Genomic DNA, 15,854 nt, shown 5'->3' with positions numbered 1-15,854 from the left:
TATGCACCCCTACCGCCCCTGGCAGCCTGGGCACCAAAACAGATTGCGCCCCTCCAACACCCGCTCCTGAATCTCCGCGCCGCACACATAACACGGCAAACCTGCACGTCGATACACATACACCTCGCCGCCGTGGTCGTCCTTGCGCGGCGCTCGCCCCATCGCCTCCGGCATGTGCTCGGGCCGCACCGTATCAATCCGGCCCGCGGCCTCCCCCGCGCGCATCAGCGCCACCAAGTCCTCCCACACAGCATCCACCTGCGCCGGCTCCAAGTCCACGCCGCGCACGTCCGGATGAATCCCCAGGCGAAACAGGGTCTCCGCTCGATATATATTTCCGACGCCCGCGTACAGCCCCTGATCCATCAACAGGGAACCCACCGTCCGGCGGGACTTCAGGACACGGGCGCGCATCTCGGCACGCTTCTCGTCCTGATCGGTTCTCAACGGATCCGCGCCGAGCTTCGCGGTGGCGGCAGCCATCTCCTCGTCCGTGATCAGTCGGCACCATTGGGGGCCGTGGAGATGGGCAACTTGGGCGTCGTTGGAGAGGGCAAGACGCACCTTCCCCTGGAGGGGACGATCGACGGCCTGAAACCCCAGCGACCCGATCAGGCCCAGATGGATATGGACGATGCATTCGGGCGACGGGGCGCTGAAGTTGATAAACAGGTGCTTGCCGAAGGCCTCGGCGCGCTCCAGGACTGTGCCGTCAAGGAGCGCGGCCTGAGATGCGAACACGCCCTGGGGTGAAAAGACATGCACCGGCTGGCCCGCGAACTCGGTGGTGAGCATGCGGGCCAGCCGGTGAATCACGTGACCTTCGGGCACTAGATCTCGATGCGGCCTTCCACGGCCGGAAGCGCGATATCCGTGCGGTAGTGGCCGCCCGGCAAATCCACGGTGTCCAGGACGCGATAGGCCGCGTGACGGGCCTCCTCCAAGGTCTCGCCGCGGGCAATCACGTTCAGCACGCGGCCACCGGCGGAGACCAACTTCCCGTCCTTCTCGGCCACACCCGCGGCACGGATGCCACGCTCCTCGCTGCCGGGCTCTGCGCCAGTGATCTCCGCGCCGGTCTTCGGGGACTCCGGGTAGCCCTCGGCGGCCAGCACCACGGTCAGGGCGTAGCCATCCTTCCACTGCAGTGGAGGCAGCTGATCCAAGGTGCCCTCCGCCACGGCGGACAGCACACCGGCCAGCGGGGTCTCCAGCAGGTCCAGCACCGCCTGGGTCTCCGGGTCGCCGAAGCGGCAGTTGAACTCCACCACGGCGGGCCCCTCGGCGCCCCACGCCAGACCCGCGTACAGCAGACCGCTGAACGGCACGCCGTCCTCGGCCATCTGCTCCGCTACAGGCTTCACCACGTCGTTCACGATGGTCTCCACGCCATCAGCCGGCAGCCACGGCAGCGGGGTGTACGCGCCCATGCCGCCGGTGTTCGGCCCCTCGTCGTTGTTGCCCACGCGCTTGTGGTCCTGCGCGGGCAGCAACGGAACCACGGTGGTGCCGTCCACCAGGCAAAACAGGGAGATCTCCGGGCCGTCCAGGAAGCTCTCCAGCAGGACGGGATTGCCGGCCTGATGCACAGACTTGATGTGCGCCACGGCGGCCTCGCGGTCCTCGGTCACCACCACGCCCTTACCGCCAGCCAGGCCATCGTCCTTCACCACGAAGGTGGGGCCGAAGTGGGCGAGGGCGGCGTCGATATCCTCATCGCGAGCACCAGGTTCCAGGGACTGAGCACGGGCAGTTTTCACCCCCGCGCGGAGCATAATATCCTTGGCGAACGCCTTCGAGCCCTCGATCTGCGCGGCCTCCTTCGACGGGCCGAACACGGAGAAGCCCTCCGCGCGCAACTTATCCGCCAGACCAGCCACCAGGGGGATCTCCGGGCCGATAACAACCAGCTCAGGCTGGAGTTGCTTCGCAAGTTCTACGGGGTCGGCGTCGGGGTGGATCGTGGCGCAGCCGGTCATGCCCGCATTGCCGGGGCTGACGTGCACGTCGCTTACGCGAGGATCGGAAGACAAAGAATAAGCCAACGCGTGTTCGCGGGCTCCATTACCAATGACAAGAATGCGCATGCAGACAATACTACCGCCCGCTACCATCGAACAGTATGCCAAGTGTATTCACGAAGATTATTAACGGTGAGCTGCCCGGCCGCTTCGTCTACCGCGACGACAGCGTGGTCGCGTTCCTCACCATCGAGCCGCTGGCCTACGGTCACGTGCTGGTCGTCCCCATCGAGGAAACGGACAAGTGGACCGACCTGGATCCCGCCACGTGGGCGCACCTCAACGAGGTGGCACAGCAGATCGGGCAAGCCGTGATCGCCGCGTTCGGCTCCCCGCGCGCCGGCTACATCATCGCCGGATTCGACGTGCCCCACACCCACATCCACGTGTTCCCCACGTCGAAGATGAGCGATTACGACTTCAGCAAGGCACTCGGGATGAACGAGACCGATCCGCAGAAAATGGACGACGCCGCCGAACGTATCCGCGCGGCACTGTCCTCGGCGGGTGTCGCCACGGGGGTATAAGGCGCCCGATGCCCAATTCCTTCATCCGACGGATCAACGAGGTGGGCCATTGGGAGGAATCACCGGACTACCCGGTCTCCCCGTCTGAGCCCCGCCCCGTGGTGGTGATCCATGGCACCGTGGGAGGGCGCGGCAACTTCGCCCGCCTGGTGCCGTACCTGCGCTCCCGCTTCGACGGCCGCTCGCGCCGCGTGTTCAGCGTGTCCTACGGGGACAACGGCACCACGCACCTCCTGGAGTCCCTGGAGGAGATCGAGCAGCAGCTGCTCACCCTGCAATCCTCCACGAAGGCCCGCAGTTTCGACGTGGTCGCGCACTCCCAGGGTGGGCTGCAGTCGCTGGCGGTTGCGTCCCGCCCCACGGCGGGTCACCTGATCCATCACATTGTGGGCCTGGGTGCTGACTTCCGCGGGGTGCGGATGCCATGGTCCTCCTTGCCCGACGCCCGGCGCGCGTGGTTCAACCAGGTCGTCGAGGGGGTTGCGGGCCCGGCGTTTGCCCAGCAGATCGCGGGCTCGCCTCAGTTGGAGACGATGCTGCGCGAGGTGGGCGATTGCACTGTGCCCATCACGCAGATTGCCACGCAGTACGACCGCACGGTGCCGGTGGAGGCAGCCTTTTCGTTGGCTGATGACAACGAGCTGACAGGCCTGCCCGCGCACCCCGGGCCGCTGCGGCTGGTGCTGGTGCAGCAGTACTACCCGGAGTTGCGGGTGGCGCACAACATGTTGCTGCGGAATAACAAGGTGGCGCGCATGGTGAAGTACGCGCTAGAGCACCCGCCGCAGCATTCTTAGTCGCTGTCCGGTGCGGCGGGCAGGGTGATGTGGAAGGTGGTGCCCTCCCCGAGAGTGCTGTCGACCGTGATCTTTCCGCGGTGCGCCTCCACAAGTCCCTTCACAATGGACAGTCCCAGGCCGGAGCCGCCGGAGGCGCGGCTGCGGGAGACGTCCGGGCGGTAGAAGCGCTCGAAGAGGTGCGGCAGGTCCTTCTCGGCGATGCCCACGCCGTTATCCACCACGTCGAGGATCACCTGGTCGTCCCTCTTGTCCAGCACGATGCTCACCTCCGCGTCCTCGCCGCCGTGGCGCAGTGAGTTGGTCAGCAGGTTGCCGACCACCTGGTGGAGGCGGTTGACGTCGCCAATCACCACGGGGATCGAGCCGGTGCGGTTGTTGACGGTGATGGTGCGGTCGGGGAACCCGGCGCGGGCGGAATCGGCGGACTCCAGCACCAGCTCCAGCATGTCCACCTTCTCCTCCACCAGCGGACGGCCCTCGTCCATGCGTACCAACGCCAAGAGATCCTCCACAAGCAAGGACATGCGGGCGGATTCTTCGGATATCTTGGCGAGCACCATGTCGGCGTCGTCGGTGGCACCAGATTGGTACAGCTCAGCGTAACCTCGCACGGAGGTCAGGGGGGTACGCAGTTCGTGGGAGGCGTCGCCGATGAAGCGGCGCATCGACTGCTCGGACTGGCGCGCGGCCTTTTCGGAGCCGGCGACGGCCATGAAGGCGTACTGGATCTGGGTCAGCATGCGGTTCAGGGCGGCGGACAGTCGGCCCACCTCGGTGTGCTCCGGCAGGGCTGGCACGCGCTGATCCAGCTGGCCCTGGGAAATGAGGGAGGCGGTGTTCTCTACCTCGTTGAGCGGCCGCAAGGCGCGGCGGACTAGCAGCATGCTGAACACGATCACGAGGATCAGGACGCCCGCGCCGATGAAGAACTGCAGGGACAGGAGGTGCCGGATGATGCGGTTCTCGTCGGACAGGGGCAACGCGACAATGGTGACGATGCCGTCCGAATCCCGCACGCTAATCGCGCGCCACGGGTCGGAGGAGGCGGAGCCCTGCTGCGCGGGGACGGTCACGGGGCCAGTGGGCTCGATCAGGGTGGTGAGGTCCGGCTTCGAGTCGTTGATCGAGTTGAGGTACTGGTACACCGTGTCCCCCGAGACTTTGAGAACTACGAACTTCGACGGCGGGTGGTCGGGCCCCGTCTGGGGCATGGTGCTGCCCCACTCCGATGTGGCGTCGCCGTGGGAGTCCTCATCCGTGGAGTGGTTGAACGCCCACGTGCGGGTGGCCTGCTCCAGCTGCTGATCCACGCGATGGACCAGGAAGCCCTGGAGGATTCCGGTGACGGCCAGGCTGGACAGGAACAGCCCGATGGCCACGATCACGGTGATCAGCAGCACCAAGGACACCCTGAGGGGGAAGCGCGCCAGGATACCTTTTACTTTGCGCGTTGTTTTCGGCACTAGACTCGCGGCTTCCGCAGCACGTAGCCCACGCCGCGGACGGTGTGAATCAGGCGTGGTTCCTTCGTATCAATCTTGCGGCGCAGGTAGGACACGTAGGACTCCACCACGTTGCCGTCGCCGCCGAAGTCGTAGTTCCACACATGATCCAGGATCTTGGACTTCGACAGCACAACCTCCGCGTTGACCATCAGGTAGCGCAGCAGCTTAAACTCTGTGGGAGACAGCTCCACGACCTCGCCGCCCTTGGTGACCTCGTGCATGTCGTCGTCCAGGGTGATGTCCTCATAGGTGAGGACGGAGGAATCCTCCTCCGTGTCCTCCACGGACACGCGGCGCAGAATCACGCGCAGGCGGGTGATAACTTCCTCCAGGCTGAAGGGTTTGGTGACGTAGTCGTCGGCGCCGATGGTCAGGCCGTGGATACGGTCCTCCACGCCATCTTTGGCGGTGAGGAAAAGCACGGGTGCCTCGTGTCCGCGGGCACGCAGCTTGGACAGCAGTGTGAACCCATCCATGCCGGGCATCATCACGTCCAGAATGAAGGCGTCCGGTTGGAACTCCTCGGCGATCTCCAGGGCCTTGAGGCCGGAGTCCGCGGTTTCCACGTCAAAGCCCTGGAACTTGAGGCTCACTTTGATGAGATCAGAAATATTTGCCTCGTCATCAACGACGAGGACTTTGATCGCTTGGGATTGAGGCATGGTCATAGACTCCATAGTTGAACAGCGACGTCTCTATAATCTGAATACTAGCTGGAAGTTCGCTGTGAACGCAGATTCGAGACACACCGAGACTCAACTTGGCAAATTCTCAGCTAATCTTTATACTTTCCCCATGATCTCCCATCGCAAGAACTCCGTCCGCGGCAAGGTCGCCGCAGTGGCACTGTCTGCTTTGACGGTCGCCGGCATGTCCACCGGAATCGCCTCCGCGCAGCCAGCAGCTCCTGGCAGCGCCCCGGCTCCTACCCAGGGTGACTTCAACAACTGGGTTCTGGACCAGCGCGACACCTTGAGCGCCCAGGCCGACGCCCTGCCAGAGCAGTTCCGCGGCCCTGTGCGTGACGCCATCGACAACACCACCAACTTCGTGGCACCAGGCGCCCTGCAGGCACGCGCCGACGAGACCGCGCGCCGCGACGCCGCAGCCCGCGCCGAGCAGGCCCGCATCGCAGCAGAGCAGGATGCAGCACGCCGCGCCACCAACACCGCGAATACCCCATGCCCCGCATGGGCACGCGCTTGCGTAGACATCGCCGGTCACCGCTCCTGGCTCCAGGATGGCGGCCGTACCGTCTACGGCCCCGTGCGCTCCAACACCGGCCGCCCAGGCCAGGAGACCCCACGCGGCACCTTCACCATCCAGTACAAGGTGAAGGACGAAGTATCCCGCGAATTTAACAACGCCCCGATGCCATGGGCAACCTACTTCACCAACTCCGGTCACGCGTTCCACCAGGGTGACCCAACGGTTCAGTCCGCAGGCTGCGTGCGCCTCGACGCCGACTCCGCCCGCACATTCTTCAACCACCTGAACCCAGGCGACAAGGTCTTCATTTACTAAGAAGTAGAAATAAAAACCGCCCCGAGGGGCGGTTTTTTCGTTGTGCGCCTGCGTTATTTTCTCAACTTTAAGAGGATAAGGACAAGCAGGGTTGGAACGATCAGCAGCAGTAGAACCACAAAAATAATGATGAGCAGTTCATAGATTCCCATGATTAATCCTTACCTTCGGGATCTAACGACAAGCATAGTGTACCTCACAGTATCGCACCTTAGGGTAGGCTCAACTATTCCACCATGTTATCACTGAGTAGAGTACGATTGGACACCAAACTACAATAGCTGGAGAAGGAGTGTCCCATGCCAGGCCAGCCCAGTATGTCTGCCATCAAGGCCGCTCAAGCCGTCAACTTCTTTCTAGAGCAGAACGCCAACGATCCTCAGAGCGTAGACGGAGACCAGTATCTCAAGCTCATCAAGCTGCTGTGGGCGGCTGACCGCCATAGCCTGCGCAACTTCGGTAGCGAAGTGACGGAGGATCACTACTTCGCACTTCCCTACGGTCCAGTAGCCTCCGAGACCTACGATCTCATGAAGGCCTGCAGGCAGGGAGCCGAGATGAGACCTGACACGACTTCTCAATCGGATACCTTGTGGTGGAGAGAACACTTTGAGACTCGGAGATATGCACTCCACCGCCTTGCCGACCCAGGTAGTGATCACCTCTCCCCAGCTGACATCCTGATGCTCGAGGAAGCCTACGTCCAATTTCGAGAAAGTGGAGGCTTTGAGACGGCTCGGAATATCAGCCATATTTACCCAGAATGGACGCGAGCCTATGACAGTCGTTCATCGGTACGCGCGTTTCCTATCGACCTCGTCGACTTCTTCGATGACCCAGAGAACCACGAGGACCAGTACTTCCAAGTAGATCCTGAGACGCTCGAAGCGGCACGCTACTTTTACAACGAGCGTGCAGCACTGTCCAGTGCGATTGGAATTGAATTGTAGGTCACGTGGCATTTCTCAATGGAGCGCCGCGCGCGTTGTGGATACAACACTCCTGCATTGCTGGGGCATCTCTCTGGTTTAGAGGTAATCCACCGTTCAACTCCGAAACCCGGCATATGTTTTTCGTATTGGGGCGGCTGAATAATGATGACGTCGTCATGGTCAATGCCACGTCGCAGGTATCGAAGCGACTGCATCATCTTGGTGAGAGAATCCGGCGCTTCAACCTCACAGCACAAGACGTGTCAGTGCGGCTCACCCCAGGGACCCACAACTTCATTAAGAAGGACACGGTCATCGATTGCTCGATGCCTTTTCTACTTAACCCCAAAGACCTGATGGAAGGCGACGAATTTGCGCTGTTTGATGAGCCTCCAGCCCCGCCCTTCTTCGAGCCTCTTCTGAAAGCATGGGCTGCCAGCCCCTTCACACGTCCTGCCCATCTCGAGCAAGTTCGACCGCAGTGGGTCGAGCACGGAATCATCTTTTAGTGAATCGGCAGGTCGCCCTCCGCAGGCATATCCGGCAGGCGGCGCTGGCGCAGGCGCGTGAGAAGGGCGGCAGCGTCGGCAGAGTCCAAGTTGCGCCCCGCCATGCGCACCGGGCCGCCTACCAGTTCGAAGCTCACTGTGGCGAGGCCCAGCATCTGGCTGAATGGCCCGGCCATGTACGTCAGCTCCTGGATGTGGGAAGTCTCCACCGCCATCACCCGCCGCGACAGCCTGCCCTCGTGGACAATGGCCACGCCCTCATGCAACGTGACGGACTGCTGACGCAGATCCACCGGGGAGACCCACCGGGCCCTGTCCGGTGAGGTGTACGTGGGCCGGGTGTATCCCTCCGGGCGCGCGTACTGCTCGATATCGGCTGCGGACAGTGCCGAGACCAGCGCAAATAGCTCCAGCGCCTGCTCGCGCGTACCGACCGGTAAGATACGCGTGGAGCCGGAGGCCTTGCCGGCCACAGCGCCATAGCCCGCCACCGAGACGTGCACCTGGTACCACCCGAACAGCCGCCATAACAGCGGCTGGCTCACCCGCACCCCGTGGATGCGGTCCAAGCGGATGGTTTGCCGGCGTCTGTCCGCCAGGCCATAGGACAGGTTCAACACCGTGTCCCCATCGGCCTCATCGCAGTGCAGTGTGAACTTCCAGGACGTATCCACCAAGTTCCACACCGTCGGCACCATGCCCACCAGGAAAGGCACCAGTGCCGCCAGGCTCAAGGGGGTGAACACCACCGCGACGGCGGCCGCCACCGTCAGCAATGTTCCCGGTCGAAGGGCCTCGGCAACCATCGTACGTTGGATGGGGACCTGTTCGATCATGGGCCTGGCGTCGGCGTCGGTAGGTTCAGCAGGAGCACTGTGCACGTGGGACAGGATCTCCTGCCGCACGCTCTCCGCCACCTGCTTTTTCAGGTACAAGATCTGGATCGCCGAGGACTCGCCGCCGGCAGTCTCCACCCGCACCGCGGCAAGCCCAAATACGCGGGCAATCAGGTCCTCCACCACATCGACCGCCTGGATACGCTCGTAGCGGGCGCTGCGCAATGCTGTGGTCAGCACGCCGTGGCGAAAGGCGATCTCCTCGTCACCCAGAAGGTAGCCCATCCGGCGCCACCACACCCCCGAGACCACCCAGATCCCTGCGCACACTGCCACGAATCCGCCCAGGCCCACCAGCGCCCAGCGCGTGGCCGCGCCCCAGTGGCCCTCGTTCAAGAAATGGGCCAGGTCAGACACGGTGGACAGGCTGGTATTCAACACCATAATCGTGAACACGGCCAGAATGGCTGTCCAGAAACGCAGCAGCGGCGTGAGGCGGTGCACCGGGCGGTACCCCTGCTCGCTCATAGCCCACTCATTCTCTCTCGGGCTTGGACGGTCAGCCGCTCACGTAACGCGTCAGCCTCCTTCGCCGGCAGGCCCTTCACCTTGGCATCAGTACCCGCCGAGGCCGTGTGCAGCTGCACCGTCTTCAGCCCCCACAGACGCTCCACCGGCCCGGAGGTGACGTCGACGAATTGGATGCGGCCGTAGGGCACCACAGTAAAGGTGTGCCAGAGTTTGCCGGTGGTGATGAGAAGCTCGTCGTCGGTTTCCAGCCAGCCCATGTTGCGCACCTGCGCCGGGATGAGCCACAGTAACCACACAAAGATCGCCAGGAACACCACCGTGCCGACGTAAAACCACGGGTGCCCAAAGAACCCGGCGGCAGTCTCTGCCAGGATGAGCACCGCCCAGAACGACAGGTGCGTCACGTAGCGCACGGGGACCAGCTTGGGCGACACCGGGTGCATATTCTCAGGGCTCATGGAGCTGAGGACGGGACTTGAACCCGCAACCTACGCATTACAAGTGCGTTGCGCTACCAATTGCGCCACCTCAGCATGGCGTACAGCCTCCTAGAGATTAGCAGTACACAGGTCTTTGTGAAAACCACCCCACAGACCGCTACGGTAATGGGGTGGGAAGCTTCGCAACAAAGATTTTAGCCAAAGGGTCCGATCTGCTCTTTTCCGGAAATCGGGCGACCATTGACGCCATCCGCATGGCGCCGCCTCCATCCCCGCTGGCGCCGGTGGACCTCACGGACCCCAACCAGGTCCAGGACGTGATGGACCTCGCCGCGCGCATCGGGGACTTGCTGCTGGCTGCGGGGACGGGCAATTCCGACGCCCGCGCGCATATCCACGCCATCACCACCGCCTACGGCCTGTACTACACGCACGTGGACATCACGTTGAACACCATCACGGTCTACGCTCGCGTCACCGATGACACCCCACCCGTCAACGTCTTCCGCGTGGTCCACAAGCTCTCCACGGACTACTCCCACCTCACGGAACTGGACCGGCTGATCCGTTCCATCGTGCGCGGCGCCGCCCCACTGGATGAGGCGCGCGCCATCCTCACCGAGATCGAGCAGTCGCCACTGCCCTTCCGCAACCGCTACGCCCTCCTGGCGTGGGGCGGCTTCGCCGGCGCGGTGTCCCTCCTGCTCGGCGGTGGCTGGGCCGTGGCCGTGGTCGCCACGATCACCACGCTGTTCATCATGACGCTGAACGCCTGGCTGGCCTCCAAGTCCCTGCCCATGTTCTTCCAGAACGTGCTGGGCGGATTCATGGCCGTGATCCCGGCAGCGATCTGTTACCCCCTGGCGCAGATGTCCGGGCTGTACCTGCCGCCGTCGTTGGTGATCGCCTCCTGCATCGTGGCTCTGTTGGCCGGGCTGCAGCTCGTCCAAACCATCCAGGATGGGGTGACGGGCGCACCGATCACGGCGTCGGCACGATTTTTCGAAACGATCCTGATGACGGGCGGCATCATCGCGGGTATCGCGGTGGGGATTCAGGCGGTGGATCACATTGGCGTGTCCCTGCCGCCGCTGAACACCAGCCAAACCTCCGGCATTCTGGGGACAACGGCGGTGCAGATCCTGTCGGGCGCGTTCGCCACGGCGTTTTTCTGCCTGGCGAACTTCTGCGAACGGCGCGCCACGCTGGTTGCCGGGACGACCGCACTGCTGGCGTCCATCTCCTTCTTCTTCATCACCGACGTGCTGCAGCTGTCCCTCATGATGGCCAACACCGTCTGCGCGCTGGCCGTGGGCTTCGCCGGAGGTATCCTCTCCCGCCGCTTCCTGCTTCCCCCGCAGATCACCGCCGCCACCGGCATTGTGCCCTTTCTGCCCGGCCTCGCGTTATATAGAGGTATGAGCTCCCTGCTGAACGACGAGTTCATCCAGGGGCTGTCCAACCTGGCGCTCGCGCTGGCCACCGCCACCGCCCTGGCCGCCGGCGTGGTCTTCGGCGAGTGGGTCGCCCGACGCGTGCGCCGCCCGCACATCCTGCACCGCGCCGGACGCGTCCTGCGCCCCGTCATCCGCCCCGAAGGCTCCCGGCGGCAAACGCGAGCATTCTCCCCCGTCTATTGGCGCAAGGGAACAAAGATGGGGCTGCGGGCACCGTGGGCCTGGCGTCGATCCACAGACACATCTATTTATGAAGTGTTCGAGGATACGGAATTGGACTTCAACGACAGCAGCTCAGACAGCAATGCAGGGGACAGTGAGCGGATGTCTGAGGGATAACGTAAAATAGAACGAACAATACACCGATCGACGTAGAAGTTAAGGGGTCGCGCACGTGCCGCCAAAGGTTACTGATAACCGTCCTGCCAATTCTGAATCTCTCCACGCGGTAGAAGCAGAGACCGCCCAGGCAGCACAGCGCATCGTCGCCACCTATTCGGAAGATTTCCTTGATGCAGCGACGCTGATGTGCATGCTGGGCGTGGAGCCCGACGGGCTGATCCACCGCCGCGTGGTCGAAGAGCTGGAAGCCCAAGAAAAGGAAGCCAAGAAGGCTACCCGCAAGACCACCAAGCGCGCCTCTAAGAAGGCCACGAAGAAGGCTGCGAAAAAGGCGACCAAGAAGGCCACGAAGAAGGCCACCAAGAAGTCGGCGAAGAAAACCACTAAGAAAACCACGAAAAAGGCCGCGAAGAAGACCACAAAGAAGGCCTAACCCACACGCGAGGAGCTCCCGTGACCACGCCCGTCAAGAGTGATTTTGTTGTTGTAGCCAACCGCCTGCCGGTGGACCGGACAACGGACAAGAAAACTGGCGAGGAGGCATGGACTCCCTCCCCTGGCGGGCTTGTCACAGCGCTGCGCCCGGTGCTGACCTCCCACGACGGGGCCTGGGTCGGGTGGCCCGGATCCACGGACACCGTGACGGTGGAGGACATGCCCACCCACGAGGAAGCCGGCATCACGATGATGCCGGTGAACTTGAACGCCCAGGACTTCGAGGAGTTCTACGAGGGCTTCTCCAACGGCTGCCTGTGGCCGCTCTACCACGACCTGATCGTGAAGCCCAGCTACAACAAGCAGTGGTGGAAGCGCTACGCGCAGGTCAACCAGCATTTCGCGAACGCCTGCTCCGAGGTCCTGTCCGAGGACGCAACCGTGTGGGTGCAGGACTACCAGCTGCACCTGGTTCCGGGGATGCTCCGCGCGCGCCACCCCAAGCTGCGGATTGGGTTCTTCCTGCACATTCCGTTCCCCTCCCCGGAGCTGTTCCGCCAGTTGCCGTGGCGCCGGGACATCCTGGAAGGCACGCTGGGCGCGGACCTGGTGGGCTTCCACACCCAGGACAGCGCCCGCAACTTCATGATCACTCTGCGCGCCCTGGGCTACGAGGTGGAGATCCTGGACGACGATGACAACGCTGCCTTTCTGCGCGGCGCCCGCCTGCCGGATTCCGGCCACACGGTGGGCTATGTGCGCATGGATGACGCGCGCACCGTGACCGTGGGCGTGTTCCCCATCTCCATTGATTCCACGAAGGTGCAGCAGCAGGCCATCACGCCGGACACCCGGGCTGCCGCGGATCGCCTGCGCGAGGAGCTGGGAAACCCCCGCTTTTTGCTGGCCGGTGTGGACCGGATGGACTACACGAAGGGCATCCTGCATCGCCTGACCGCACTGGAGAAGCTGCTGGACGAGGGCACCATCGAGCCGAAGGACGTAGTGATGATTCAGGTCGCCACGCCCTCGCGCGAGCGCCTCAATGACTACCGTGTCTCCCGCGAAGAGGTGGAGAAGGTGGTGACCCGCATCAACGGCAACCACGGATCCTTGACCCGCCCCGTGGTGCAGTACGTGCACACGAATCTGCCGTTTACCAGCTTGCTGGCGCTCTACACCGCCACCGATTTGATGCTGGTCACGGCGTTGAAGGACGGCATGAACCTGGTGGCCAAGGAGTACGTGGCCTGCCACTCCGATGGCTCAGGTGCGCTGGTGCTCTCCGAGTTCACGGGCGCGGCCACGCAGCTGGTTCAGGCGCACCTGTGCAACCCCTACGACCCCGACTCCATCGGCCTGGCCATCCAGCGCGCCATGGCCGGCGACCCGGAGGATAAGAAGCACCGCATGCGCGCCATGTGGGAGCACGTGCGGGTCAATGATGTGGACCACTGGGCTCAATCGTTCCTGGAGCAACTATGATCTCCCCCCGACGCCGCCTGGCCGCAGCAGGCCTCCTCGCCGCGGCGGGCCTTGGGCTGGCTGCGTGCGGCGGGGACTCCAGCGCCCCGCTCGGCTCGACCCAGTGGCAGGTGGTGCAGCTCTCCGCCGGGGGTACGCTCAGCAACGATGTGGATGACAGCGCGGACACGGGGTCCTATTTGGCCGATGCGCAGGCCGGGCGCGTGTTCGTTGTATTCGGTGACGACGTGCTGCGTGGGGCGTCGGGGTGCGTGGATCTCACCGCGGATCTGGAATGGGGCAAGGACGAGACGGTCACGGTGGATCAGGTGCGGACGATTGAGAATCCGGACGTGTCCTGCCTACCGAATGACGTCACCACCGCGCAGAAAATGGCGGACGCGCTGGACGGTCATCGCTTTCACTGGAGCAGGCCGCGCGAGAACAGCCTAAAATTGACAGCGATAGGCACCGAGAACGATGAGATTCACACGGCTCCTTTTGTGGAATTCATCTCTCACCAGCCAGAAGAAGACAAGTAGGGAGAAGACAGTGACCACCCACGCGCCGGACATCAGCGCCTCCGATATCGAGGCTTTGGCTGCGGCTGACTGCCTCCTGGTTGCCATGGATTTCGATGGGACCATGGCGCCTTTTCACGACGACCCCATGCGTGCGCGGGCCGAGGACGGATGCATCGAGAGCCTGAAGGCGCTGGCGGCGATGGATGACACGATCGCGATGATTGTCTCCGGCCGGAACCTGGCGCAGCTGCGCGAGGTCACGGGACTGTCCGAGGGCAACGAGGCGGGGATTCACCTGATCGGCAGCCACGGCGCCGAGCCCGCGGGGACGGGCTTTACTCCCCTGTCCGAGGCGCAGCGGGAGCTGTATGAGTCCTTGGCGGTGGCGGCGGAGGCGGCGGCGTCTCTGCACCCGGGGCTGTGGGTGGAGCGCAAGCCGCTGTCCGTGGGGCTGCACTCCCGCACGTGCGACAACAAGGACGTGGCGGATCAGGCGCATGCGTCCTTCTTGAGCCACGCCCAGGGGATGGACAACGTGATGATCACCCAGGGCAAGGCGGTGATTGAGGTTGCGGTGGACTCCACGTCCAAGGGGGACTACATCTCCGCGTTTCGGGAGGAGCACTGCATCCCCACGGTGGTGTTCGCGGGGGATGACACCACCGACGAGTCCGTGATGCGGGTGCTGCACACCCAGCGCACGGACATGGGCATCAAGGTGGGCGCCGGGGCTTCCCGGGCGAACCGGCGACTGTCCGGGACGGTAGCCGTGCGCGATTTCCTAGCCCAGCTGGTGGAGGCGCGGCGGCTGGACTGAGGTTCCGGGCACCAGTTCCGTGTCCAGGAACTGGGCGTGGACGTCGTGGTTGCCGCGGATGATGGCGGCCAGGCACGTGCCGCTGAGGCGGCCCTTTTCACGGGAGGGCTGGCGCACCGTGGTGATGCCGGCGGCGATGGCCTGGGGGATTCCGTCGAAGCCGGTGACGGAGAGGTCGTCCGGGATGGAGATCCCTTGGTCACGGGTGTATTCCAGCACGCCCATGGCCATGGAGTCCGTGGTGCAGATCACGGCGGTGAGCTCCGGGTGCGCGGTCAAGAGTTCCTGGGCGGCACTGTAGGCCGTCTCGCGGTTGTTGATGTGCCGTTCCACGATGGGGACGTGTGTGGGGTCCAGGCCGGCGTCGGTTAAAACGTCCAGCACACCAGCGACGCGGAGGCGCTGCACGTCCATGGTGGCGTCGGTGCGGCGCTGCGGGCTGACGGGGCCGTTGTTGGGGTCGCGGTCCAGGCGGATGCAGAGGATGCCGATGTGGGTGTGGCCGGCCTCCACCACTGCCTGGGCTGCGGGTTTGATGGCTTCGCGGTCGTCGATACCCACGAAGTGCGCTTGCGCCGTGTTCACCGGCTGGTCGCAGATGACGGTGGGCAGGCCGCGGTGCATGACGGCGTCCAGGTGGGGGTCGTCCGCGGCGACGGAGTAGACGATGAAGCCGTCCACGCTGGCCTGGTTGATGAGGTGGGCGGCGTCCTGGGAGCGGGCGTCCGGGTTCACGCCGGCGGGGATGAGGAGCATGGAGGCCTTCATCTCCGAGCAGGCGATGGACACGCCGGAGACGAACTCCAGGGAGGCCTGGTCCTCGAAGGCGTAGGTGAGCTCTTCGGTGAGGAGCACCCCGATGGCTCCGGCGTGGCCGCGGCGCAGGGAGCGGGCCAGGGGATCGGGGCCGGGATAGCCGCGCTTTTCGGCGGTCTCCAGGATGCGCTTTCTGAGGGCTTTGGATAGTTGGTCCGGCCGATTGTAGGCGTTGGACACGGTGGTGGGTGAGACCCCTAGTTCATCCGCGATGGATGCGAGCGTTCCGCGGCGGCGTGGTGCTCGTGGTCTCTTGCTGTCCATCTGCCCTCTCTGCTTCCCTTGTCCGCTCACTTCTTGCGATTCTAGCACTGTACAGCCTATCGACCTGCACGGATCGTAATTGACACCTTAATGAAAACGTTTGACAACAA

At 63.8% G+C, this 15,854-nt stretch carries 17 protein-coding genes and 1 tRNA gene; 10 read left to right on the top strand and 8 right to left on the bottom strand.

Annotated features, from left to right (window positions below; all coding sequences use genetic code 11):
- Positions 1-9: 9 nt before the first annotated feature.
- Positions 10-831, bottom strand: coding sequence for an Fpg/Nei family DNA glycosylase (locus tag IAU67_RS01765; RefSeq protein ID WP_151842494.1), 822 nt, complete (start codon positions 829-831; stop codon positions 10-12).
- Positions 831-2,087 (bottom strand): phosphoribosylamine--glycine ligase, encoded by a 1,257-nt coding sequence (gene purD / locus IAU67_RS01760; protein WP_151842495.1) that lies wholly within the window; start codon positions 2,085-2,087, stop codon positions 831-833. Before purD ends, IAU67_RS01765 begins: the two co-directional genes overlap by 1 nt.
- A 35-nt stretch (positions 2,088-2,122) precedes the next feature.
- Between purD and IAU67_RS01755 the strand changes: the two genes are divergently transcribed.
- Together IAU67_RS01755 and IAU67_RS01750 are read left to right on the top strand one after the other, a co-directional pair.
- Positions 2,123-2,548 carry an HIT family protein gene (locus IAU67_RS01755; RefSeq protein ID WP_151842496.1) on the top strand — a complete coding sequence of 142 codons (426 nt, stop codon included), beginning with the start codon at positions 2,123-2,125 and terminating at the stop codon, positions 2,546-2,548.
- Between the two features lie 8 nt (positions 2,549-2,556).
- Entirely contained in the window at positions 2,557-3,345 is a 789-nt protein-coding gene (locus IAU67_RS01750; RefSeq protein WP_151842497.1) for an esterase/lipase family protein, read from the top strand.
- Here IAU67_RS01750 and IAU67_RS01745 read toward each other — a convergent pair.
- Entirely contained in the window at positions 3,342-4,811 is a 1,470-nt protein-coding gene (locus IAU67_RS01745; protein WP_225723529.1) for a sensor histidine kinase, read from the bottom strand. The genes IAU67_RS01750 and IAU67_RS01745 overlap by 4 nt on opposite strands.
- Positions 4,811-5,521 (bottom strand): response regulator transcription factor, encoded by a 711-nt coding sequence (locus IAU67_RS01740; protein ID WP_370451981.1) that lies wholly within the window; start codon positions 5,519-5,521, stop codon positions 4,811-4,813. Before IAU67_RS01740 ends, IAU67_RS01745 begins: the two co-directional genes overlap by 1 nt.
- A gap of 127 nt (positions 5,522-5,648) precedes the next feature.
- Here IAU67_RS01740 and IAU67_RS01735 point away from each other — a divergent pair, with 127 nt between their 5' ends.
- The 3 genes from IAU67_RS01735 (at position 5,649) to IAU67_RS01725 (ending at position 7,818) form a co-directional block, all read left to right on the top strand.
- Positions 5,649-6,377, top strand: a complete 729-nt coding sequence (locus tag IAU67_RS01735) for a L,D-transpeptidase (protein WP_151842499.1) — start codon at positions 5,649-5,651, stop codon at positions 6,375-6,377.
- 317 nt (positions 6,378-6,694) lie between these two features.
- Positions 6,695-7,327, top strand: coding sequence for a Panacea domain-containing protein (locus IAU67_RS01730; protein ID WP_187767938.1), 633 nt, complete (start codon positions 6,695-6,697; stop codon positions 7,325-7,327).
- Between the two features lie 5 nt (positions 7,328-7,332).
- Complete coding sequence (locus tag IAU67_RS01725) at positions 7,333-7,818, top strand: hypothetical protein (RefSeq protein WP_151842501.1); 486 nt, start codon at positions 7,333-7,335, stop codon at positions 7,816-7,818.
- Here the strand turns inward: IAU67_RS01725 and IAU67_RS01720 are convergent.
- The 3 genes from IAU67_RS01720 to IAU67_RS01710 form a co-directional block, all read right to left on the bottom strand.
- A complete protein-coding gene (locus IAU67_RS01720; protein ID WP_151842502.1) occupies positions 7,815-9,182 on the bottom strand; it encodes a PH domain-containing protein in 1,368 nt (455 codons plus the stop codon). The genes IAU67_RS01725 and IAU67_RS01720 overlap by 4 nt on opposite strands.
- Positions 9,179-9,628 carry a PH domain-containing protein gene (locus IAU67_RS01715; protein ID WP_151842696.1) on the bottom strand — a complete coding sequence of 150 codons (450 nt, stop codon included), beginning with the start codon at positions 9,626-9,628 and terminating at the stop codon, positions 9,179-9,181. The genes IAU67_RS01720 and IAU67_RS01715 overlap by 4 nt, the downstream gene beginning before the upstream one ends.
- Before the next feature lie 14 nt (positions 9,629-9,642).
- Positions 9,643-9,718, bottom strand: a tRNA-Thr gene (locus tag IAU67_RS01710).
- Between the two features lie 77 nt (positions 9,719-9,795).
- Here IAU67_RS01710 and thrE point away from each other — a divergent pair.
- The 5 genes from thrE to otsB are packed head-to-tail and all read left to right on the top strand — an operon-like array spanning position 9,796 to position 14,664.
- Positions 9,796-11,421 carry a threonine/serine exporter ThrE gene (thrE, locus tag IAU67_RS01705; RefSeq protein ID WP_425321390.1) on the top strand — a complete coding sequence of 542 codons (1,626 nt, stop codon included), beginning with the start codon at positions 9,796-9,798 and terminating at the stop codon, positions 11,419-11,421.
- Positions 11,422-11,476: 55 nt separating this feature from the next.
- The gene (locus IAU67_RS01700) at positions 11,477-11,857 is read left to right on the top strand and encodes a hypothetical protein (RefSeq protein ID WP_151842504.1); all 381 of its coding nucleotides are present in this window, start codon (positions 11,477-11,479) and stop codon (positions 11,855-11,857) included.
- Positions 11,858-11,877: 20 nt separating this feature from the next.
- Positions 11,878-13,344: an alpha,alpha-trehalose-phosphate synthase (UDP-forming) gene (locus IAU67_RS01695; protein ID WP_151842505.1), complete on the top strand. Its 1,467-nt coding sequence runs from the start codon at positions 11,878-11,880 to the stop codon at positions 13,342-13,344.
- Positions 13,341-13,865 carry a hypothetical protein gene (locus tag IAU67_RS01690; protein WP_151842506.1) on the top strand — a complete coding sequence of 175 codons (525 nt, stop codon included), beginning with the start codon at positions 13,341-13,343 and terminating at the stop codon, positions 13,863-13,865. The genes IAU67_RS01695 and IAU67_RS01690 overlap by 4 nt, the downstream gene beginning before the upstream one ends.
- 10 nt (positions 13,866-13,875) lie before the next feature.
- Complete coding sequence (gene otsB / locus IAU67_RS01685; RefSeq protein ID WP_187767937.1) at positions 13,876-14,664, top strand: trehalose-phosphatase; 789 nt, start codon at positions 13,876-13,878, stop codon at positions 14,662-14,664.
- On the opposite strand, the gene IAU67_RS01680 is transcribed toward otsB, so the two are convergent.
- Positions 14,629-15,744, bottom strand: a complete 1,116-nt coding sequence (locus IAU67_RS01680) for a LacI family DNA-binding transcriptional regulator (protein ID WP_151842508.1) — start codon at positions 15,742-15,744, stop codon at positions 14,629-14,631. The genes otsB and IAU67_RS01680 overlap by 36 nt on opposite strands.
- Positions 15,745-15,854: the final 110 nt, after the last annotated feature.

It is taken from the genome of Corynebacterium zhongnanshanii (assembly GCF_014490575.1).
GTDB classification, from domain to species: domain Bacteria; phylum Actinomycetota; class Actinomycetes; order Mycobacteriales; family Mycobacteriaceae; genus Corynebacterium; species Corynebacterium zhongnanshanii.
The sequence above is the reverse complement of the archived record's forward strand: the minus strand, read 5'-3'. Positions and strand labels throughout refer to the sequence as shown.